Origin of the sequence: Arthrobacter sp. NPDC093139 (assembly GCF_044754165.1) — a bacterium.
Classification (GTDB): Bacteria; Actinomycetota; Actinomycetes; order Actinomycetales; family Micrococcaceae; genus Arthrobacter.
This window is the reverse complement of record NZ_JBIVOO010000004.1, coordinates 126,823-146,944: the sequence shown is the minus strand read 5'-3', so window position 1 is coordinate 146,944 and position 20,122 is coordinate 126,823. Positions and strand designations below refer to the sequence as shown.

The 20,122-nt window shown below is 65.2% G+C and carries 23 protein-coding genes, 1 other RNA gene and 1 riboswitch; of the genes, 14 read left to right on the top strand and 10 right to left on the bottom strand.

Annotated elements, in window-relative coordinates; all coding sequences use genetic code 11:
- Positions 1–123 precede the first annotated feature (123 nt).
- The 13 genes from ACIP90_RS08590 to ssrA all read left to right on the top strand — a co-directional run bounded on the left by ACIP90_RS08590 (position 124) and on the right by ssrA (position 10,403).
- On the top strand, positions 124–1,347 hold the full coding sequence (locus ACIP90_RS08590; RefSeq protein ID WP_400578546.1) for a CpaF family protein: 1,224 nt from the start codon (positions 124–126) through the stop codon (positions 1,345–1,347).
- On the top strand, positions 1,347–2,201 hold the full coding sequence (locus ACIP90_RS08585; protein WP_400578544.1) for a type II secretion system F family protein: 855 nt from the start codon (positions 1,347–1,349) through the stop codon (positions 2,199–2,201). Before ACIP90_RS08590 ends, ACIP90_RS08585 begins: the two co-directional genes overlap by 1 nt.
- Positions 2,198–3,139 carry a type II secretion system F family protein gene (locus ACIP90_RS08580; protein ID WP_400578543.1) on the top strand — a complete coding sequence of 314 codons (942 nt, stop codon included), beginning with the start codon at positions 2,198–2,200 and terminating at the stop codon, positions 3,137–3,139. The genes ACIP90_RS08585 and ACIP90_RS08580 overlap by 4 nt, the downstream gene beginning before the upstream one ends.
- Before the next feature lie 102 nt (positions 3,140–3,241).
- Entirely contained in the window at positions 3,242–3,484 is a 243-nt protein-coding gene (locus tag ACIP90_RS08575; protein WP_400578541.1) for a hypothetical protein, read from the top strand.
- Positions 3,485–3,487: 3 nt separating this feature from the next.
- Positions 3,488–3,883, top strand: a complete 396-nt coding sequence (locus ACIP90_RS08570) for a TadE family protein (RefSeq protein ID WP_400578539.1) — start codon at positions 3,488–3,490, stop codon at positions 3,881–3,883.
- A 58-nt stretch (positions 3,884–3,941) separates the two neighbouring features.
- Positions 3,942–4,388: a hypothetical protein gene (locus ACIP90_RS08565; RefSeq protein ID WP_400578922.1), complete on the top strand. Its 447-nt coding sequence runs from the start codon at positions 3,942–3,944 to the stop codon at positions 4,386–4,388.
- Between the two features lie 65 nt (positions 4,389–4,453).
- The gene (locus tag ACIP90_RS08560; RefSeq protein WP_400578920.1) at positions 4,454–4,867 is read left to right on the top strand and encodes a pilus assembly protein TadG-related protein; all 414 of its coding nucleotides are present in this window, start codon (positions 4,454–4,456) and stop codon (positions 4,865–4,867) included.
- 79 nt (positions 4,868–4,946) lie between these two features.
- Positions 4,947–6,062, top strand: a complete 1,116-nt coding sequence (gene prfB, locus ACIP90_RS08555; protein ID WP_400578537.1) for a peptide chain release factor 2 — start codon at positions 4,947–4,949, stop codon at positions 6,060–6,062.
- A 186-nt stretch (positions 6,063–6,248) separates the two neighbouring features.
- Complete coding sequence (gene ftsE, locus ACIP90_RS08550) at positions 6,249–7,007, top strand: cell division ATP-binding protein FtsE (RefSeq protein WP_400578535.1); 759 nt, start codon at positions 6,249–6,251, stop codon at positions 7,005–7,007.
- The gene (gene ftsX, locus ACIP90_RS08545) at positions 7,004–7,918 is read left to right on the top strand and encodes a permease-like cell division protein FtsX (RefSeq protein WP_400578534.1); all 915 of its coding nucleotides are present in this window, start codon (positions 7,004–7,006) and stop codon (positions 7,916–7,918) included. The genes ftsE and ftsX overlap by 4 nt, the downstream gene beginning before the upstream one ends.
- Positions 7,919–7,942: 24 nt before the next feature.
- Positions 7,943–9,379 carry a peptidoglycan DD-metalloendopeptidase family protein gene (locus ACIP90_RS08540; RefSeq protein WP_400578532.1) on the top strand — a complete coding sequence of 479 codons (1,437 nt, stop codon included), beginning with the start codon at positions 7,943–7,945 and terminating at the stop codon, positions 9,377–9,379.
- A gap of 106 nt (positions 9,380–9,485) precedes the next feature.
- On the top strand, positions 9,486–9,956 hold the full coding sequence (smpB, locus tag ACIP90_RS08535; protein ID WP_400478720.1) for an SsrA-binding protein SmpB: 471 nt from the start codon (positions 9,486–9,488) through the stop codon (positions 9,954–9,956).
- A 78-nt stretch (positions 9,957–10,034) separates the two neighbouring features.
- Positions 10,035–10,403, top strand: a transfer-messenger RNA (tmRNA) gene (ssrA, locus tag ACIP90_RS08530).
- A gap of 21 nt (positions 10,404–10,424) precedes the next feature.
- Here ssrA and ACIP90_RS08525 read toward each other — a convergent pair.
- A complete protein-coding gene (locus ACIP90_RS08525; protein ID WP_400578531.1) occupies positions 10,425–10,613 on the bottom strand; it encodes a hypothetical protein in 189 nt (62 codons plus the stop codon).
- A 205-nt stretch (positions 10,614–10,818) separates the two neighbouring features.
- Between ACIP90_RS08525 and ACIP90_RS08520 the strand changes: the two genes are divergently transcribed.
- Positions 10,819–11,802, top strand: a complete 984-nt coding sequence (locus ACIP90_RS08520) for a S1C family serine protease (RefSeq protein WP_400578529.1) — start codon at positions 10,819–10,821, stop codon at positions 11,800–11,802.
- 306 nt (positions 11,803–12,108) lie between these two features.
- Here the strand turns inward: ACIP90_RS08520 and ACIP90_RS08515 are convergent, their stop codons facing one another.
- The 9 genes from ACIP90_RS08515 to aroA form a co-directional block, all read right to left on the bottom strand.
- Positions 12,109–12,471: a hypothetical protein gene (locus tag ACIP90_RS08515; RefSeq protein ID WP_400578527.1), complete on the bottom strand. Its 363-nt coding sequence runs from the start codon at positions 12,469–12,471 to the stop codon at positions 12,109–12,111.
- 39 nt (positions 12,472–12,510) lie between these two features.
- Positions 12,511–12,891 carry a fluoride efflux transporter FluC gene (locus tag ACIP90_RS08510; RefSeq protein WP_400578525.1) on the bottom strand — a complete coding sequence of 127 codons (381 nt, stop codon included), beginning with the start codon at positions 12,889–12,891 and terminating at the stop codon, positions 12,511–12,513.
- Positions 12,888–13,337, bottom strand: a complete 450-nt coding sequence (locus ACIP90_RS08505; protein WP_400578523.1) for a fluoride efflux transporter FluC — start codon at positions 13,335–13,337, stop codon at positions 12,888–12,890. The genes ACIP90_RS08510 and ACIP90_RS08505 overlap by 4 nt, the downstream gene beginning before the upstream one ends.
- 43 nt (positions 13,338–13,380) lie before the next feature.
- A complete protein-coding gene (locus ACIP90_RS08500) occupies positions 13,381–14,103 on the bottom strand; it encodes a metal-dependent transcriptional regulator (protein ID WP_400578522.1) in 723 nt (240 codons plus the stop codon).
- Between the two features lie 31 nt (positions 14,104–14,134).
- Positions 14,135–14,893 carry a class I SAM-dependent methyltransferase gene (locus ACIP90_RS08495; RefSeq protein WP_400578520.1) on the bottom strand — a complete coding sequence of 253 codons (759 nt, stop codon included), beginning with the start codon at positions 14,891–14,893 and terminating at the stop codon, positions 14,135–14,137.
- Positions 14,894–15,021: 128 nt separating this feature from the next.
- Positions 15,022–16,431, bottom strand: a complete 1,410-nt coding sequence (locus ACIP90_RS08490) for an aminotransferase class V-fold PLP-dependent enzyme (protein ID WP_400578518.1) — start codon at positions 16,429–16,431, stop codon at positions 15,022–15,024.
- A gap of 34 nt (positions 16,432–16,465) precedes the next feature.
- Positions 16,466–16,579, bottom strand: a riboswitch (SAM riboswitch).
- A 169-nt stretch (positions 16,580–16,748) separates the two neighbouring features.
- Entirely contained in the window at positions 16,749–17,561 is an 813-nt protein-coding gene (gene hisN / locus ACIP90_RS08485) for a histidinol-phosphatase (RefSeq protein ID WP_400578516.1), read from the bottom strand.
- Positions 17,562–17,628: 67 nt separating this feature from the next.
- Positions 17,629–18,744, bottom strand: a complete 1,116-nt coding sequence (locus ACIP90_RS08480) for a ribosome small subunit-dependent GTPase A (protein ID WP_400578514.1) — start codon at positions 18,742–18,744, stop codon at positions 17,629–17,631.
- The gene (gene aroA, locus ACIP90_RS08475) at positions 18,728–20,122 is read right to left on the bottom strand and encodes a 3-phosphoshikimate 1-carboxyvinyltransferase (protein ID WP_400578512.1); all 1,395 of its coding nucleotides are present in this window, start codon (positions 20,120–20,122) and stop codon (positions 18,728–18,730) included. Before aroA ends, ACIP90_RS08480 begins: the two co-directional genes overlap by 17 nt.

Genomic DNA, 20,122 nt, shown 5'->3' with positions numbered 1-20,122 from the left:
TCCGGGGCGTGCCCTCACTTATCCACAACTTGGCCCGCTGGACTATGCCTCGTGATCCGCATCCCTTAGCTTTAACCCAATTGCACTGCCTCCGCTGGGGGTGGCAGGCGTATGGGGGACTTCATGGATGCTGTGCGGATCGTCGAGGACGAAGTTCGGGAGCTCATCCGTCGGCGCGGACTGGACCCACTCCGGCAGGCAGGGGAGGTCAGGCGGCTCGTTGACGCGGCCGTCAGCGACTACGACGAACGCGCCCTGATGGGTCCGCTGCCTCCGCTTGGCTCGGCTGACACCGCGCGACGGTTCGTCTTTGACGCCGTGGCGGGCTTCGGCGTCCTCCAGCCGCTGCTCGACGATCCAGGCATCGAGGAAATCTGGATCAACGCGCCAAACGAGGTCTACGTGGCCCGCAACGGCGAATCCGAACTCACGTCGCTCAGCCTCACCGACCAACAGGTGCGCGACCTGGTGGAGCGGATGCTCAAAAGCTCGGGACGGCGCCTCGACATGTCCTCGCCGTTTGTCGACGCAGCGCTGCCGGACGGCTCCCGGCTGCACGTGGTCATCCCTGACGTGACCAAGCGCCACTGGGCCATAAACATCCGCAAGTTCGTCGTCAAGGCGAGCCGTCTCGAGCACCTCGTCGACCTCGGAACCCTGACACCGCAGTCTGCCCGGTTCCTCGGAGCCGCCGTGGCCAGCGGACTCAACATCCTGGTTTCGGGAGCCACCCAGGCAGGCAAGACCACCATGCTGAATTGCCTTGCCGCCAGCATCGGCAGCCGCGAGCGGGTCATCACGGTGGAGGAAATCTTTGAGCTGCAGTTTCCGCTGCGTGACGTGGTGGGACTTCAATGTCGCCAGCCCAACCTCGAAGGCGAGGGGGAGATTCCGTTGCGCCGGCTGGTCAAAGAGGCGCTGCGGATGCGCCCGGACCGCCTGGTGGTTGGAGAGGTGCGGGAAGCCGAAAGCCTCGACATGCTCATCGCCTTGAATTCGGGCCTTCCCGGAATGTGCACGGTCCATGCGAATTCGGCCCATGATGCCGTGACGAAGATCTGCACCCTGCCGCTGCTGGCGGGGGACAACATTTCCAGTGCGTTCGTTGTGCCCACCGTCGCCTCCTGCATCGACCTTGTGGTCCATTGCAGCCGGCAGGCGAACGGCCGCAGGCGGGTGACTGAGATCCTGTCCCTGGGAAAGAGGGTCGAGAACGGCGTCATCGAATCGTCCATGGTCTTTTCCCTTGTCGACGGACAGCTGCAGCCGAAAGCCAGCTCGATGCCCGCGCCGGAAAAGTTCGCTCGGTCGGGTTACGACGTTGCGGCACTACTGGAGTCGCGCTGATGGCCCCGCTGCTTGGCGTGCTGGTAGGGGCGGGCCTCTTTCTCATCTGGTGGTCGGCCTGGGAACAACCGGAAAGCGTCAGGCAGGAACCGCGGGCCAGTCGCCTCCACGACCTGCTGCTTGCGGCCGGGGTTGAAAAAGTGACGGGCACCGGTCTCGTCGGCAGTTGCCTCGGGCTTGGGCTTTTCGTGATGCTGGCCTTCTTTGCCGTCAGCAAGTCATGGCCGGTTTCATGTTGTTTCGGGCTGTTCGGAGCCTGGCTTCCCATCGTGGCGGTCAGGTGGCGCGCCCGACGGCGGGCTGCGGTTTTGCGGCGGCTGTGGCCGGACGTTGTTGATCACCTTAGATCCGCGATCCGGGCGGGCCTATCGCTGCCGGAGGCCCTCATCCAGTTGGGCGAGAAAGGGCCGGAGGAACTTCGTCACGTCTTTCGTGATTTCGGCTCCGACTACCGCGCTGGTGGCCAGTTCGATGCTTCACTGAACAAGCTCAAGGAGCGTCTTGCTGATCCAGTGGCAGATCGCATCATCGAAGCGCTGAGGCTCACGAGGGAAGTGGGCGGTTCAGACCTCGGCAGGCTCTTGGGGACGCTCGCCGAGTTCCTCCGGGAAAGTGCCAGAACCCGGAGTGAACTGGAAGCCCGGCAGTCCTGGACAGTCAACGCAGCCCGGCTCGCCGTCGCGGCCCCTTGGTTGGTCATGGTGCTGCTGGTGAGCCGCCCGGAGGCAGTGGCCGCCTACAACACGCCCATGGGTGCGGCAGTCCTGCTCGGAGGGCTGGTGGTTTCCATGGTGTGCTACTCGATCATGCTGCGGATTGGTGCGCTTCCTGCAGAGGAGAGGGTCCTGCGATGACGACCCTCCCTGCAGCCGAAATCACCTGCGGCCTGCTCCTCGGCGCCGGCCTGTGGCTACTTCTGGTCCGCCTTCCGTTCATGCGGCCCGTCTCCTTTGCGGAGCGGATAGAACCGCAGCTCAAAGCCCAGAATATGGAATCAAGGCTGCTTAGGGCAGCTGACCACAATCTCACGCCCTTCGGGCCGCTCGAGCGTATCGTGCGTCCCCTGATCAGGGACGGGCTGGCAAAGCTGGGCAAGTTCAACCTGGGGTCCTCAGCCTTGGCCCGCAGGCTGGCGCAGGCAGGAATCAGCAAATCGCCGGTTCATTTTCGCGCTGAACAGCTCCTCTGGGCCGTGGGTGCCTTCGTGGCCACCGTCGGGATGATAGCTCTGGGTGCCATGGCGGGGAGATTCAGCCCGGTGCTGGCCGTCGTCCTTGCGGCAGGAAGCGCGGCGGGCGGGTTCCTGTTCCGCGACTATTGGCTGGGGGTGCAGATCAGGAAACGGGAGGGCCGAATGATGGCTGAGTTTCCCAGCCTTGCTGAGCTGATGGCGCTCGCCGTTGGCGCGGGGGAGAGCGCCACCGGTGCGTTGGACAGGGTTTGCAGAAGCGCCCGCGGGGAACTCTCCAGGGAGTTTGAGAAGGTGCTCGCTGAAACGCGTGCCGGAAAGCCCCTCGTGGAGGCCCTGCAGGAGTTCTCCTCCCGGACCGATCTCGGGCCGCTCGTCCGTTTCGTCGACGGAATCATCGTCGCAGTGGAGAGGGGCACGCCCTTGGCCGACGTGCTGAGGGCCCAGGCCCAGGACGTCAGGGACACCGCAAAACGCGACCTAATGGAGTCCGCCGGAAAGAAAGAGATCGCGATGATGGTTCCCCTTGTTTTCGGCGTGTTGCCGCTCACCGTGGTTTTCGCGGTGTTCCCGGGCCTGGCCGCCCTGACTTTGAACCTGTGACGTGGTCCGCGGGCCTTTTACTCTGACCGCTCGCGGAATTCGCGTTGTCCTTTACCCATAGTCGCCATCTCAAAGAAAGAAACGGGAATCAAAATGACACACATGGCCAAGCAGGGAATTGCATTCGTGCGCGCGCTGGGGCTGCGCGTCGGGGGAGCTGCGGCCTCGGTCTGGCAACACCGCCGCGGTGAGCCCCACAGCCGTGATCACGCCGAGCGGGGAGACGTTCCGGGGTGGGTCATGATCACCCTCATGTCGGCGGTGCTGGTGGCTGCTCTGCTGGCACTGGCCGGACCGGCGCTTGAGGCCATGTTCACTCAGGCAATGGACACGGTCGGAAAATAGGCGATGTTGCCGGTCGCCGCCGCCCGCTCCGAGCGCGAGCGAGGTTCTGCGGTCGTCGACTTTGTCCTGGTGGGTGGGCTGCTCACGATGTTCTTTCTGGCCATCATCCAGCTCGCGCTCGTGTTGCACGTCCGGAATACACTGATCGACGCTGCGGCGTCGGGCGCCCGGTACGGGACCTTGGCCGACCGCAACGTCACCGACGCGCGCCAACGCACAGGTGAGCTCATCCAAACAGCACTCAACGCCGACTTCGCCCAGGACATTCAGACACGCGAGGTCACGTTTCAGGGGCTGCGCGCCCTGGAGGTGACCGTCAGGGCGCCGATGCCAGTGATCGGGTTGATCGGTCCGCGCGATTTGCTGGAAGTAAGTGGACATGCAGCGATCAACAACTGAGCCCAGGCTCCGGCCTCACCCCGTGGCGCAGCCAACTGGGAACAGAGCCGGCGAAGGACTGGGCGTTGAGCCGGCGTATCCGGCTGACGACCAGGGCGACCGCGGGAGTGCAGTCGTGGAGTTCACCTTTTTGGGGCTGCTCCTCATGGTGCCGGTCGTGTACTTCATCATCACCGTCGGCCAGATACAGGGAGGTTCGTTTGCCGTGGTCGGGGCAGCAGACCAGGCGGCCAAGGTATTCGTGGCCCAGCCCGACGAATCGTCCGGCAGGGCGGCAGCAGAGCAGGCGGCCGTCATGGCCCTCGCCGACTACGGCCATGCCGCCGAAAACGCCCGCGTTGAGGTGAGGTGCGACCGCGGCGACTGCATGGCCGCGGGCTCTGCAGTGACTGTAACCGTGCACCTCAGTGTCCCCCTGCCGTTTGTCCCCTTCAGTGACGCGTTCCACCTCAATGCGAGCCAACTGAACGCCACGGCAACCCAGATCGTGGGCAGATTCCGTTGAGATGCCGCGCGCGCCGCCCGCCATCCCCAGGCCCGTCCGGAAAGGCGGTCGCCGAGGACGGGCAGATAACCGTTCTCGTCATTGGCTTTGTCATGCTGGCACTCCTGGTCAGCACCGTGGTGATGGCCGCATCCAGTCTCTACATCGAGCACAAGAAGCTCCTGTCCTTGGCCGACGGCGCATCGGTTGCTGCTGCCGGCAGCTTCACCCTGGGCGAGGTGGAAACGGCCGGCGGTACTCCCAGCGCCGCACTGAGCGGACAGCGCGTCAGGAACGTGGCCAGCGACTACCTCAACCGGAATGGCGCGTTTGCGCGCCATTCCGGGCTTACCGTGGCTCCGGCGACGGGCTCGCCCGACGGCTCAACCGCCGTCGTGGTTCTCAGCGCCGCAGTCCATCCGCCGGTGGTGAATTTCCTCGTGCCGGACGGGATAAGGATCGAAGCGTCTTCCACTGCGCGGTCCAGGCTCACGCGCTGAAGGCAGATGCCGATGCGCAGGGAGAGGCGTAGGTGCACCGTCCGGCCGGAGGAAGCGGATAGCGTAGGCTTAAACCACCATGGCTCAAATTGATTTTTCTGCAGAGATCCGCGCATTGCGCGCCACCTACACCTCCATTGAAAACGTCACCAATGTCGAGGCGCTGAGGGAAGACATTGCAGAACTGAGCGAGCGCGCCGGCGAACCGAATCTTTGGGACGACCCCGCGGCCGCTCAGACAATCACGTCGCGCCTATCGCACCGCCAGTCCGAACTCGAGCGATTGACCAGGCTGGCCTCGCGCATCGACGACCTCGAGGTCCTGGTGGAACTGGGCCAGGACGAGGACGACGCCGATTCCATGGGTGAGGCCGCGGCGGAACTCGAGTCGATCCGCAAATCCCTGGAGGAGCTGGAAGTCGTCACGCTGCTCTCCGGTGAATACGACGAGCGCGAGGCCGTGGTGACCATTCGCGCCGGGGCAGGCGGCGTGGATGCCGCCGACTTCGCCGAAATGCTGCTCCGGATGTACCTGCGCTGGGCCGAGCGCCACGGCTATCCCACCACGGTCATGGATACGTCCTATGCTGAGGAGGCCGGGCTCAAGTCCGCGACCTTCGAAGTCAACGCGCCGTACGCCTTCGGTACCCTGAGCGTCGAAGCCGGCACCCACCGGCTTGTCCGCATCAGCCCCTTCGACAACCAGGGCCGCCGCCAGACCTCCTTCGCCGCCGTGGAGGTCATTCCGCTCATCGAGCAGACCGACTCCATTGAGATCCCGGATAACGAGATCCGCGTGGATGTCTTCAGGTCCTCGGGGCCCGGCGGCCAGTCCGTTAACACCACGGACTCCGCGGTCCGCCTGACCCACATCCCCACAGGCACCGTGGTGTCCATGCAGAACGAAAAGTCCCAGCTGCAGAACCGTGCCGCAGCCCTCCGCGTGCTCCAGTCCAGGCTGCTGTTGCTCAAAAAGGAGCAGGAAGACGCCGAGAAGAAGGCGCTCGCCGGTGACGTCAAGGCTTCATGGGGCGACCAGATGCGCTCCTACGTCCTGAACCCGTACCAAATGGTGAAGGACCTGCGGACCGAGCACGAAGTCGGCAACACCTCGGCAGTGTTCGACGGCGCGATCGACGACTTCATCGAAGCCGGCATCCGCTGGCGCACCGACAACCGCAACGCCGAAAAGTAAGCTCCACTGGCCCGCCGGCTCCGCCGCGGACATTCGGCCCCAATACCGCGACACGCCCTCCTGACTCCCCCGGGAGCGCCTTTGCCCCTAGGTATAGTCGAGAAGCCGGAGCTCTCCTTCCCCAAGCGAAAGCCCCCGCACCGGTTGCAGACCAGGCCATCAAGGCCCTGCAGGGTTCATAGGATCATGATCCGTTTCGAAAATGTCACCAAGGTCTACGACCAGACAACCCGGCCCGCGCTGGATTCTGTCACCCTTGAAATAGACCGTGGTGAATTCGCCTTCCTCGTCGGCGCATCCGGATCCGGCAAGTCGACGTTCCTGCGCCTGGTGCTCAAGGAAGACCGCGCCACGTCCGGCGCCGTCTACGTCGCGGGGCAGAACGTCGCCAACATCTCAAGCTGGCGGGTGCCGAGGCTCCGCCGCGGAATCGGCGTCGTGTTCCAGGACTTCCGCCTGCTTCCGCAGAAGAACGTGTTCGCGAACGTCGCCTTCGCCATGCAGGTCATCGGCAAGAGCCGCAGCGTCATCCGGGACACCGTCCCGGAGGTCCTCAAGACCGTCGGCCTGGAAGGCAAAGAGAAGCGGATGCCGCACGAGCTTTCCGGCGGCGAGCAGCAGCGCGTCGCAATCGCGCGCGCCGTAGTCAACCGGCCCGGCATCCTGCTGGCCGACGAGCCCACCGGCAACCTGGATCCCACCACGTCCATGGGCATCATGGGCGTGCTGGACAAGATCAACCAGAACGGCACCACTGTGGTCATGGCGACGCACGATGACGACATAGTCAACGAGATGCGCAAGCGCGTCGTGGAGCTCCATAACGGCGTGGTCATCCGTGACGAGGCCCGTGCCCTCTATACGTCCATGATTCCCGTCGTCGGACAGTCCCGCAGGCTCAAGGACGCCAGTGGACGCGACGAGGCAGGGGAGGGCAGGCTGTGAGGCTCCAGTTCATCCTCGGAGAAATCGGCAGCGGCCTGCGGCGGAACCTGTCGATGGTGGTTTCGGTCATCCTGGTCACCTTCGTCTCACTGACGTTCGTCGGCGCCGCGGGCATGCTCCAGCTGCAGATCACCCAGATGAAGGGCTACTGGTACGACAAAGTCCAGGTGGCCATCTTCCTCTGCGGTGAAGGTTCGACGGCGGCCGGTTGCGCTTCGGGATCAGCGACACCCGAGCAGCAGGACAACTTACGGACGCTCCTTGAGTCACCGGCGGTGTCCCAGTACATCAACGACTTCCAGTTTGAGTCCAAGGAAGATGCCTACAAGCATTTCAAGGAACAGTTCTCGAACTCTCCCATCGTCGACTCCGTCACCCCGGACCAGCTTCCCGCCTCCTTCCGGATCAATATGAAGGATCCGGAAAAGTACCAGATCATCAGTGAGACCTTCTCCTCCCAGCCGGGTGTGGAAACCGTGATCGACCAGCGGCAGGTCTTGGAGCGGCTGTTTTCGGTCATGAACGCCGCCTCACTCGTTGCAGTGATCATCGCGGGTGTCATGACGGTTTGCGCCATACTGCTGATTGCCACCACAATCCGGCTCTCGGCGTTCAGCCGACGTCGCGAGACCGGCATCATGAGGCTCGTGGGCGCGTCGAAGACGGTGATCCAGCTGCCCTTCATCCTGGAGGGCGTCATCGCTGCGGTGATTGGAGCAGCATTGGCATCGGGCACCCTGTGGGCGGTGGCCCATTTCTTCCTGGGCGAATACATGTCCAAGCAGTACCCCGACACTGCGTTCATTTCCCCGGCCCAGACGCTGTTGCTCGCCCCGGCCCTCGTCGGACTGGGCGTGGTTCTGGCCGGCACTTCGTCGCTCTTGACACTCCGCCGATACTTGAGGGTGTAGTCCATGAACTTAAAAGGAATCCCCATGATCGCGAAGCCCGGCCGGTCCCTGCCGAGCATCCCTGCGGGGAGCCAACGCAGGTTCATCAGCGCCGCCCTCGCGGTAGTGCTCGCGGCCGGGCTCGGAGCCTCAGCCCCGGCCTTCGCCGGTGACCTGGAAGACCAGCAGGACGCCCTCAGGGCCGAAGCGTCCCGCGTCCAGCAGTCCCTCGAGTTCGTTGATGCCAAGATCTCCAAAGCCGCTGCGGATCTCGTCATGTTCCGTGGCCAGCTGCCCGGCGCCCAGCAGGCACTGCTCGAGGCCCAAGGCCGCGTGGCGAGCGCCGTGAAGGAAGTGGAGGCCCTGGCTGCCCGCGTTGATCTTGCCCAGCAGAACAAGGCGAAAATCACCCAGCAGCTCGACGCGGACAAGCAGAAGATCGCCAACACCAGGAAGCTGATCGGCCAGATCGCCACGCAGGCCTACAAATCAGGCGGCGTCCCGTCGAACCTGACCCTTTTCTTCGGTTCGAACAACACGGGCAGCCTGACCGACACGATCGACCTGGCGGACCAGGCCATGCGCAGCCAGAACTCCGCCATGGACAAGCTGACACAGCAGAACGCCACGAACGTGAATTCCCAGGCCCGCCTGGAGGCCGTCGAAGCGGAGATCAAGGACCTGAAAGCCAAAGCCGATGCGGCGCTGGCCAGGGAAAAGGTCGCCCGCGACGAGGCAGCCGCCAAGAAGGCCAAGGTGGATAAGCTCATCGCGGACACAGCCCGCCTCAACAAAGAACTTGAAGCGGCCAAGCCCGGAATCCAGAAGAAACTGGCAACCGTCAAGGCCCGGCAGCAGGCCGTCGCGGCCGAAATCGTCGAGCGGGACCGGAAGCTGCGCGAAGCCTGGCTGGCTGAACAGCGACGCATCGCCGAGGCTGCCGCTGCTGCCGCCCGTGCCCGCGCCGAAGCTGAAGCCCGTGCCCGCGGTGATGCCGAAGCAGCTGCGCGTGCCCGGATCATACAGCCGTACGTGCCGCCCGTGGCAGGTCCGCCGTCGGCCTTTGGCCTCCGCCACCCGTTCTCGGACGGCGTTCCGATCACGTCGGGATTCGGCTGGCGGGCAACGCCTCCAGGCACTGTGGATTTTTACGGCTCCGGGGGCTACATGCACACCGGCATCGACTTCGGTGCAGCCTGCGGCACGCCGGTTTATGCGCCGGCGGCGGGCACCGTGTTCTCCGCAGGATGGGCCGATGACGGTGGCGGTAACAACGTGAAGATCTCCCACGGCGTGGTCCAGGGCAACTCACTCACTACCATCTACTACCACAACTCGAGCGTCGTGGTGTCGGTGGGGCAGCAGGTCAGCCAGGGCCAGCTGATCGCGTATTCGGGTACCACCGGCAACTCCACGGGCTGCCACTCGCACTTCGAGACGTGGTTGAACGGTGAAGCGGTCGACCCCATGCGCCTGCTCTGACTGCGGGTCCAGGGCATCCGCAGCCCTGGCCCGCTGCCGTACACTGGAATGACTGTCCCCTGGGTCACCCGGGCAGCCAAATTTCTAAGATCTGAGGAGTTCTACCGTGCCGAAAGAAAGTGGCCGTAAGGTAGTGGCCACCAACCGGAAGGCCCGGCATGACTACCATGTCCTGGATACCTATGAGGCAGGCATAGCCCTGATGGGCACCGAAGTGAAGTCCCTCCGGGAAGGCCACGCCTCCATGGTCGACGGCTTCTGCACCTTCTACAATGACGAGCTGTGGATGGAGGGTATCCACATTCCTGAGTACAACCAGGGAAGCTGGACCAACCACGCCGCCCGGCGCCGCCGGAAACTGCTGCTGCACCGCGAGGAGCTCATCAAGATTTCCCACAAGATCAGGGAATCGGGCTTCACAGTGGTGCCGCTCCAGCTGTATTTCCTCGACGGCCGCGCCAAGGTCGAGATCGGCATTGCCCGCGGCAAGAAGGACTACGACAAGCGCCAGACGCTCCGTGAGCAGCAGGACAAGCGCGAGGCCCTCCGGGTGATGCGGGAACGCAACCGCCGCTAGGAATTATCCGCAGCGGGGATGCGTTATGATAGGTAGTCCGGTGGGAATCCGTTTCCCGCCGGTTTGGTAACAAAATACGGGGATGATCGGTTTCGACGATGTTAGTCGCGACAGGTGAAGCGGGCCGAGGATGCAGAATTATCTCGTAAACGCTTTCTGCAAACCAATAAGTGCCGAATCTAAGCGCACTGACTTCGCTCTTGCTGCCTAAGCAGTAAGACAGTCCGTCAGCCCGAGGTTGCTATCGCCCCGGATCCTGGCGTCATTTAGATAGCCACTGCTGTTTGCCCCCGTCATCGGGGTAAACGGGACTCTTAGATGACTGGGCCCGGATCAGCCGCCTGTTTGCAGGACGGCTGGGGCCGAGAAAATCCGACGCAAACTGCGCCCGGAGAAGCCCTGACAACACGACATCGGACGGGGGTTCAATTCCCCCCATCTCCACCCTGTGATGTAGCGGGACATCCTTTACGGATGTGTCGGGACATCATTGACACCCCCGGTCTTCGGACCGGGGGTGTTTTGTTTTTTCGGTTGGTAGCCGCGGGCGGGGTCGATGGTGAATTCGGCGAGGATTTCGTCGGTGCCGTGCTCGACGGCGGTTACCTCGTTTCCGCGGGCGAGCAGGATGATGCGTTTGTGTTTGTGGGCGCGCAACTATGTCGTGAAACTGCACACCCATCTCCACTGTTTCAGTACCGAACAGCTATAGCCCGGACTTCAGTCCGCGCTGTAGCTGTTTTATCATCCGCCCGATGGCTGTTCACCGAGGGCGTAGCCTTCCGGGGACTAGCCCGGCGGCCGGGGGAGTTGTGACAGGTAGCACTTAATCCTCAAGAGCTACCTGCAAGGGAGGCGCGCCATGTCCACGGCGCCGGCAAGGGCATCAGGTCCTGAAAGGGGCGACGACGCCCTGGATTCTTACTCCGAAACGGTGATCCGGGTCGCCAGTACCGTCACCCCGCATGTCGCGGCCATCGAAATGACGGGAACCCGGCGCAGCGGTCGCTTCCGCGTGGGAGCCGGTTCCGCCGTGCTCTTCACCGAGGACGGATACCTGCTGACTAACGCCCATGTTGTGGCCGGGACCCAGAAGGGCCGCGCCGTCTTCGCCGACGGCTCCGGTACCGATCTTGAGATGGTAGGAGCGGACCCCCTGTCCGACCTTGCCGTGGTCCGCGGCCGTGCGCCGCGGGTTGCACCGGCAGAATTCGGGGATGCGGAATCCTTGCGCGTGGGGCAGCTGGTTGTCGCTGTGGGTAATCCCCTCGGCCTCGCGGGCTCTGTGACCGCGGGGGTGGTCAGCGGTCTGGGCCGCGCGATTCCCGTCTGGGCCGGCCGTAACCGTCGCGTCATTGAGGACGTCATCCAGACCGACGCCGCCCTCAACGCCGGCAGTTCCGGTGGTGCATTGGCGGATGCCCGCAGCAGGATCGTCGGAATCAATACTGCGGTTGCCGGCGCCGGGCTGGGACTTGCCGTACCGATCAACAAGACCACCCGCCGGATTATCTCCGCCCTCCTGGCGGATGGACGGGTGCGCCGCGCATACCTTGGCGTTGTCAGCACCCCCATCAGGCTCGGCCCCAATGAGGTAGTCCGCACCGGGCAGCGCGAGGGCCTGCGGGTCGTCGAAGTGTTGCCGGGTTCCCCTGCAGAGAAAGCCGGCCTTAGGGTCGGGGACGTGCTGCTGCGGGCATCCACCCGTCCGGTGAGTAACGCCGAAAGCCTCCAGAAGCTCCTCTTTGCCGACGCCATCGGCGCACCCATGACTCTCGTGGTCCTCCGTGACGGCCACGAGCTGGAGATAACAGCAGTGCCGGCGGAAATGGCCGAAACAGGCTAGGACGCAAAAGAGCGGGACCGGAATCCGGTCCCGCTCTTTTATTGCATGATGGTCGGCTATGACCGTTTCTTCAGGTGCGCAACAGGATCCGGGGGACCCTCAATGGGCCCCTTCGCTTTCTTGTCCGCGCGTTTTTGCTTGATGGTCTTGCCCGCTTTTTTCTGCTGATGCGTGTGTGGCGACTTGTCCGGCATGGCGTGCTCCCTCGTACGAGGGGCAGGAGTGAGCCCCTCCTACGTAAAATTACGCCTGTTTCATGCCGAATGTAATGCCCCGTAGAGGGCGGTGGAGGTTGAAGCCTGAGGCTTACACCTGAACGTCGGAGATTCCCACGAAACGGCTGCCCACGCCGTCGAACTCGCTCCTCACGCACCCGGGGGCGGGCGCCGGGATATCAGCCGGACTGTGATGGTTACAGCTGACGTACGTGAACTCGGGCCACCATTTCTTTGGCCTGGCGGCCTCGGTGTAACCGCACACATCGCAACGCAGATGCACCCAGACCGGACGTTTCCCCGTCCGGTTTGCCCTGGACTGGAGCAGCCACTGTGGGGGATTGTCGAGAATTTCGGCCAGCTCGGCCTCGGTCATCCGGCTGGGAATGCCGTGGCGCTGGGCCATTTCCAGTGGTACATCAAGGGCAATTGCCGCATCGCGTCTGCTTATCATCACAGTCCACGATACGGTAAGCGCCACGACCTGCGGGGCCTACCCGCCAGCGAGCGCAATTCCCGCTGCGGCCGCCGCGAGACCGGCCAGCAGGTTGCTGCCGATGTTCAGGGCTGCGGCGGCATGACGGCCTTCGCTGACCAGCCGGACCGTGGCAGTGGTCCAGGAACTGAAAGTCGTCAGTCCGCCGGCCAGACCAGTGGCCAGCGCCGCATGCCATTCAGCCCCGAGCCTGCTGCTCAGGCCAAGGGATACTCCGATGACGAAGGACCCCGCGATATTGACCAGCAACGTGGCCCAAGGCCAGTGGCGGCGGCGTGATGGACGGCCCGCCAGCCAGCCGTCCACCGTAAACCGTATGAGGGCACCGGCGGTGCCGAAGATCCCCACCAGAAGGGGCACAGCGAGGGCAGCGGTCACGGATGGCCACCGTTCCCGGCGATTGCCTTGCCGGCCTTCCAGCCGGCCGCCGCGGCGCCAAGTCCCAGCAGTACAGAGAGTGCAAGATAGGCAAGCCACACTGTGTGAAGCCCGCCGCGTGCCAACTGGTCCACCGCTGCGACGAGTGCCGAGAAAGTGGTGAAGGATCCGAGCAGTCCCGGACCTATGCCGGCACGGAGCCAGAAGGCAGTCTGCGGCCGGGCAATCCAGATGGTCGTGAGCATGCCAAGGACAAAACTTCCGGCGACATTGATACCCAGAGTGGTCCACGGCACCGTGCCGAACTGCTCAGGAAACAGCACGCCGAGCCCGTAGCGCAGCTCGGTGCCCGCCAGTCCTCCCGCAGCGACGGCGGCCCAGACCCTCCAGCCGTGGCGGCCGGTGCCCGTCGCCGCGCGCTGACTTGCGGCGGCCCGGGTCTTCATGCGGAAGCGTCCGCCACCGGGTCTCCGGCGAGGGAGTGGGTGCTCATCGGGCGCCGGCCATCCGGCATCCCGGGTGCACGTCGTCGCTGTGCACCCACAGGGCGGAGGCGACTTCATCCGCAAGGTCAACCTCGCGGATTGCTCCCGGTCCCGGCGGGCCGATGCGCACTACGAGCGCGCCGCCGAACGGCCGGCGGCCCCTGACTTCGACGTCGGCATCCAGGTTGATCTTCTCGGAGGCGAGGTAGCGCAGCAGTTCCGGATTCTCGTCGCTGATGCGGGTGATCCGGCCGGTGTGTCCCTCGTCGAGTTCACTCATGCGGTGGGCAAGCGGTACCTGCACGGTGCCGTCCGCGGAGGGTATGGGATCACCGTGGGGATCCCGCGACGGGTTGCCGAGCTTGGCGGCCATCCGCTCGATGAAGGTATCGGACACCGCATGCTCGAGGAGTTCGGCTTCGTCATGCACTTCATCCCAGCTGTACCCGAGATCCTGGACGAGGTAGGTCTCGATGAGCCGGTGCCGCCGCACCATAGCCAGGGCGAGGCGCACTCCCTCCGGGGTCAGCGTGATAGCGCTGTACGGCTTGTGCAGCACCAGCCCCTGGTCTTTGAGTTTGCGCACCATCTCCGAGACCGACGAATTCGCCACGCCAAGGCGCTGTGCCAGCTGGGTTGACGTAATCGGCTTGTCCTGCCACTCAGTGAAAGAGTAGATGACCTTGACGTAGTCCTCGATCGAGGAGGATGGCGTACTGGTCTTCACGGATCCAAGCCTACCCGCTGCACGGACGACATCATGCCCTGACAGCCCGCCACGTCTGAGTGAGGTAGGGAAGGCGCAGCAGCTCGCCTTCGGTATGCCCCAGATGCTCGTGGAGGTACCAGTCCAGGTTTGCGGTGACCCTTGCCCGGCTGGCCGCATTGGCTTTGAGGTAGTAGCTGCGCGACTTCGCCAGCGCAACGACGTCGGCAGTGGTGACCGGGTCTTCCCAGCGGGTGAGGTGGCTTTCCAGCCCTGCGAATTCCGGACCCAGCGGGGGCCGGAAGTGCGGCTTGTGCACGTCGCCGGCGTGCATGATGCGCGAGAGCCTGTGGACCCAGGGCACGGATGTGTCCAGCTGGTTCCAGATCAGGCCAAGTATGCCGCCGGGCCGCAGGATCCTGGCGATCTCGGTGCTGGCACGCAGGGGGTCGCACCAGTGCCATGCCTGCGCCACAGTGACGACGTCGAACGCCGATACGGGAAGTCCTGTGTCCTCCGCGGTTCCCTCCACCGCCTCCACCTCAGGGTAGGAGTTGCGGAGCTGCTCAAGCATGTCCGGGGAGGGGTCAACCGCGCTAACAGCCAGGCCGCGTGCCACGAGCAGCTCCGTGTACTTGCCGGTTCCTGCGCCGATATCGGCCGCCGTCCGTGCGCCGGAAGGCACCAGCCAATCCGCTGACTCAGCCGGGTAGCCGGGCCGAACACGGTGGTAGTGCTCGCCGCCGTCCTGGAAGCTTTGACCGAGCTCCTGGCGCCGCCCGTGGTCGAGTTTAGGGCCACCGCGTGCCACGCGCCGTCTCCTTCGGGCAGGGTAAAAATTTGACCCTTCGAATTTACCGCATTTGTGACTGCGCCGTCTGGCGGCCGTCAGTCCCGGGCGCCGCTCAGTCGAGGGTGCCGCTCAGTCCAGGGTGCCGCTCAGTCGAGGGTGCACGGCGCAGCGCCTGCGGTGCCGGGTGTGTTCGGAGCCCAATGCGGGTACGTGCGGGTGTCGTTGGACGGAACCCAGCGCCCGGAGTCCACCACGTAGTCCCAGCCGAGGCCGCTGCGGCGCAGCTCCTCGATGCCGGCGAGGAGGCGCTGGACGTCCTCAAGCCGTGACCCGACGCCGAAGCTGGCGCGCAGGGAACCCGAGGGCAGGCCCAGGCGCTTGAGGAGCGGGTGGGCGCAGAAGCGGCCGTCGCGCAGCCCGACGCCGTGCTCGGCAGACAGGTAGGCAGCCACCAGTCCGGCGTCGTATCCCTCCACCGAAAAGTTGACCACGCCAATGGTGTCAGTGTCGGGGTTAGTGTCCGAGAAGATGTGGTGGACAGTGACGCCGTCGATCTTCTGCAGGCCTTCGACGAGGAAGGAGCGGATGGCGGCCTCGTGTGTGTGCCATTGCTCCTGGTCCAGGGCGGCGATCACCTGGGCCGCCCGGGCGAGGGTGGCTGCGCCCAGGACGTTGGGCGAGCCGCCTTCGTGCCGCGCGGGGCCGGTGGTCCAGCTGACGCCGTCGAGCCGGGCTTCACTGACCGCGCCGCCCCCGGCAAGGTGCGGTGATCCGGCGTCGAGCCAGTCGGTGCGCCCCACCAGGACGCCGGAGCCGAAAGGCGCGTACAGCTTGTGGCCGGAGAAGGCGAGGTAGTCGACGTCGTCCGCGGCGATGCTGATGCGGCGGTGCGGCGCGAGCTGCGCCGCGTCCACCACGATCCGGGCGCCGAATTCGTGCGCCAGGGCGGCGAGGCGGCGGATCGGCAGGATCTCACCGGTGACGTTTGAGGCGCCGGTCACGGCAAGGAGGCTGATGTCACCCTGCTCGAGTTCAGCCCGAAGGCTGTCGATGGTGCCCTCAAGGGTCTCGGACGCCACCACACTGCGGTGGGGCACACCCTGCCACGGCAGCAGGTTGGCGTGGTGCTCGATGTCCAGGTACAGGACTTCCCCGGTGTGGCCGTGGTCCTCCACGGGGAGGCAGCCGGCCAGCAGGTTCAGCGAATCCGTGGTGTTCCGCGTGAAGATTACGGAGTCGTCCGGGCGGCCGCCGACGAACTCGCGGACGATGTTCCGGGCATTTTCGTAGACAGAGGTGCTGATCTGCGAGGCGTAGCCGGCCCCGCGGTGCACGCTGGCGTAGAACGGCAGGATCTCGTTGAGGTAGGCGGAGACTACGGAGAGTGCAGGCGCCGACGCGCCATAGTCGAGGTTGGCGTAGCGCACGTGGCCGCCCTGGATGAGCGGGGCCTGGATCTCAGCGCCGGTCACTGCCGCCAGCGGCCGTCCGGCAGCGGCAAACCGATCATCGAGCAGGCCGGCGCCGGTGTTGGAGGAGAAGGTTGCAGTAGTCATGGGACCTCGCTGTGAAAGGACCCCTTGTGACGGGGATCCGCGCTTGCCGTGTCCGTTCCGGACCGGCCTGGTCGTCACCCGGGGCACCCCACCGCGAATGGAGGGTTGCCGGCCAGCAAACCGGGGTTTTACGCTGGCACTCGTGACCTGTAGAAAAGCCTAGAACACCGGCCCGCCGATCAAAAAGCGGATGCAATTGTTAAGCCGTTTGTTACAGCCGTCCGAAATTCGGGCAGCTGGCCGAACATACGACGTCGGACTCCACCCTGAGGGCGGAGTCCGACGTCGAATATTCCCTGAAAGCGCGCTGGGCCGAACTACAGCAGATCGTCCAACTGCGGGTTGAGGCGCTTGAGAACCTCGGAATGAAGGATCGAGTTGGTGGCCAGGGCGTTGCCGCCGAAGGGGCCGTCGGTTCCCTCGAGGGAGGTGAAACGGCCGCCCGCCTCCGTGACGATGGGCACCAGGGCAGCCATGTCGTACAGGTTCAGTTCGGGTTCACAGGCAATGTCAACGCAGCCTTCCGCCACCATGCAGTAGGACCAGAAATCCCCGAAAGCACGGGTGCGCCACACGTCCTCAGTGAGGGCAAGGAACTCATCCAGGTTTCCCCGCTCCTTCCAGCCGCCGAGGCTGGAGTAGGACAGCGATGCGTCCGAGAGCTTCGAGACGTTGGAGACTCTGAGTCGGGTGGCAGCGGCCAGCGAACGGCCCATATAGGCGCCGGCGCCCTTGGCCGCCCACCAGCGCTTTCCGAGTGCGGGCGCACTGACCAGGCCCACCACGGGCTCACCTTCATCAACGAGCGCGATCAGCGTGGCCCAGACCGGGACTCCGCGGACGAAGTTCTTGGTTCCGTCGATGGGGTCAATGATCCAGCGCCGGGAGCCGTGGCCGGAACTGCCGAACTCCTCGCCGAGGACGGCATCGCGGGGGCGGGAACGGGACAGCTGCCCGCGGATGGATTCCTCGGCGGCTTTGTCGGCATCCGTCACCGGTGTCAGGTCAGGCTTGGTTTCGATCTGAAGATCAAGCGCCTTGAACCGGCTCATGGTCTGGTCGTCCACGGAATCCGCCAGTACATGGGCCAGGCGCAGGTCGTCGTTATAGCTCGAAGCGGGTTGGGTCATGGTTCCAAACTACCGTCAAAGGACCGGCGGGGCGGGGATGTCCCCACCGCCGGAGGTGCCGTGCGGCTCAGCTGAGGCTTCCGAGTTCCTTTGTTTCCTGGGCTTCCATGCGCGGATCGGTGCCCAGCAGCCGGCGCAGGGAGGCAAGGCGGGCGGGCCCGGAGGGTCCTGCATTGCCGGCCTCTACCCAGGCGTCCACGCCGCAGTTCACGGCGGAGGCGTCATGCTTGCAGCCCCGCTCGCAGGCCTCCGTGCCGGGCTCCAGGTCGGGGAACGAATGCAGGATCCGGTCCGGATCCACATGGGCAAGGCCGAACGAACGGATGCCCGGGGTGTCAATGATCCAGCTCCCGGAGGGAGCGTCGGCAAGTTTCAGCGCGAGGGCCGACGACGACGTGTGTCTGCCGCGTCCCGTGACGGCGTTGACGCCTCCGGTGGCACGTTCCGCGCCGGTCAGCGCGTTCACCATGGTGGATTTGCCAACGCCGGAGTGGCCCAGCATGACCGTGACCTTGCCGTCCAGGTGGGCGCGCAGTTCGGAGACGGCATTTATGTCGAGGCGGGCGGACAGTCCGTCGTCGGAGCGGGCGTCGATGCCGGAGGCCGCCGAGTCGGCGGTGCGGCTGATGATGACCGGGAAATCGAGGTGCCGGTAGTTGTCCAGGAGTTCCGAGGGGTCCTTGACGTCGGCCTTGGTGACGAGCAGCAGCGGCTCGATGCCGGCGTCGTAGGCGGCCACCAGCGCACGGTCGATGAAACCGGTCCGGGGCTCAGGGTTAGCTGCCGCCACAACAACCACCAGCTGGTCCGCGTTGGCCACAACCGCCCGTTCAACCGGGTCAGTGTCGTCGGCGCTGCGGCGCAGCAGCGTCTTCCGGTCCTGGATCTTCACGAGCCGGGCCAGTGTGTCCGGAGCTCCGGACACATCTCCCACGAGAGACACGAAGTCCCCCGCCACCACGGGGGAGCGGCGGAGCTCGCGGGCCCGGGCGGCAATGACGGTGCGTTCGTCGCCGGAGTCCTCGCCGACCACCGCTGTGTAGCGGCCGCGATCAACGGTGATGATGCGTCCCGTCACGGCGTCGTCATGGCTGGGCCGGTCCTTGGTGCGGGGCCGGGAGCCTTTCTTGTTGGGCCGGATGCGGACGTCGGATTCGTCCCAGGACTCAGTGCTGCGTGCCACCGGTGGTCCCTGCGGCGTTGCCCTGCCCGCTGTGGGTGCCTTGCGCGATCATGTCCGCCCACAGTTGCGGGAAGTCCGGCATGGTTTTGGCGGTGGTGCCGATGTCCTGGACCTCGACGCCCCTGACAGCCAGTCCGAGGATGGCGCCCGCTGTGGCCATCCGGTGGTCAGCGTAGCTGCGGACCACGCCGCCGTGGAGCTTTGCTGGCCGGATCACCAGTCCGTCGTCTGTCTCCTGGACGTCGCCGCCAAGGCCGTTGATTTCCGCCGCCAGCGCGGCCAGGCGGTCCGTTTCGTGTCCCCGAAGGTGCGCGATGCCGCTGAGCCGGGAGGGGCCGGTGGCCAGGGCGCAGAGCGCCGCGACGGTAGGGGCGAGCTCGCTGGTGTCGGCGAAGTCCGCGCCGCGGATCTCGCTGCCGCCTGTGACGGTCAGCGTTCCGGCTTCCAGCGTCACGGTGGCACCCATCTTCGGAAGGATGCTCCGCCACAGGTCACCGACCTGGGTGGTGGGTGCAGGCCAGTCCGGAATGCGCACGGTGCCGCCCGACGCGACGGCTGCCGCGAGGAAGGGCCCGGCATTGGAGAGGTCCTGTTCGATGCGTTCGTCAAAGGCGCGGATCGGGCCCGGACTAACAATCCAGTGGTTCGGTGTTGAGTCGTCCACCTCCACGCCCACCCCGCGCAGCACAGCCACGGTCATGTTGATGTGGTCCAGGCTCGGCACGGAGTCGCCCGAGTGTTCCAGGTGCAGGCCCTCGATGAAACGTGCACCGACCAGCAGCAGCGCGGAAACGAACTGCGACGACGCGCTCGCGTCGATCACCAGGTGGCCACCCCTGACCTCTCCCGTCCCCTCAACCCGGAAGGGCAGTGACGACGGCGTTTCGCCGGCTTCGCCGCGGATGGTGACACCAAGCGCCGCCAGCGCGTCGATGATGGCGCCCATGGGGCGTTCGCGCGCGTGCGGGTCGCCGTCGAAAACGGATACACCCTTGCGCAGTGCCGCCATGGGCGGGACGAAGCGCATGACCGTGCCGGCAAGGCCGCAGTCGATGACGGCGTCCACTGCGCCGGAACCTGACGGGATGGGCGTCACTTCGAGGTCCGGACCGAAGGGGCTGTCGCCCGGCACCTCACGGATGTCAGCGCCCAATTGGCGCAGCGCCCCGATCATCAGGGCGGAGTCCCGTGAGTGCAGCGGCGCCCGCAGGCGGGATGGCCCGTCCGCCAGGGCTGCGAGGACGAGATACCGGTTGGTCAGTGACTTCGAACCGGGTACACGCACTGTGGCGTCAACGGGCCGCTCCGCAAAGGGTGCGGGCCAAAGCTCAGCTTCGCCGGTGTGGCCGGCGGCCGGGTCCGTGATGGATCCAGTCAT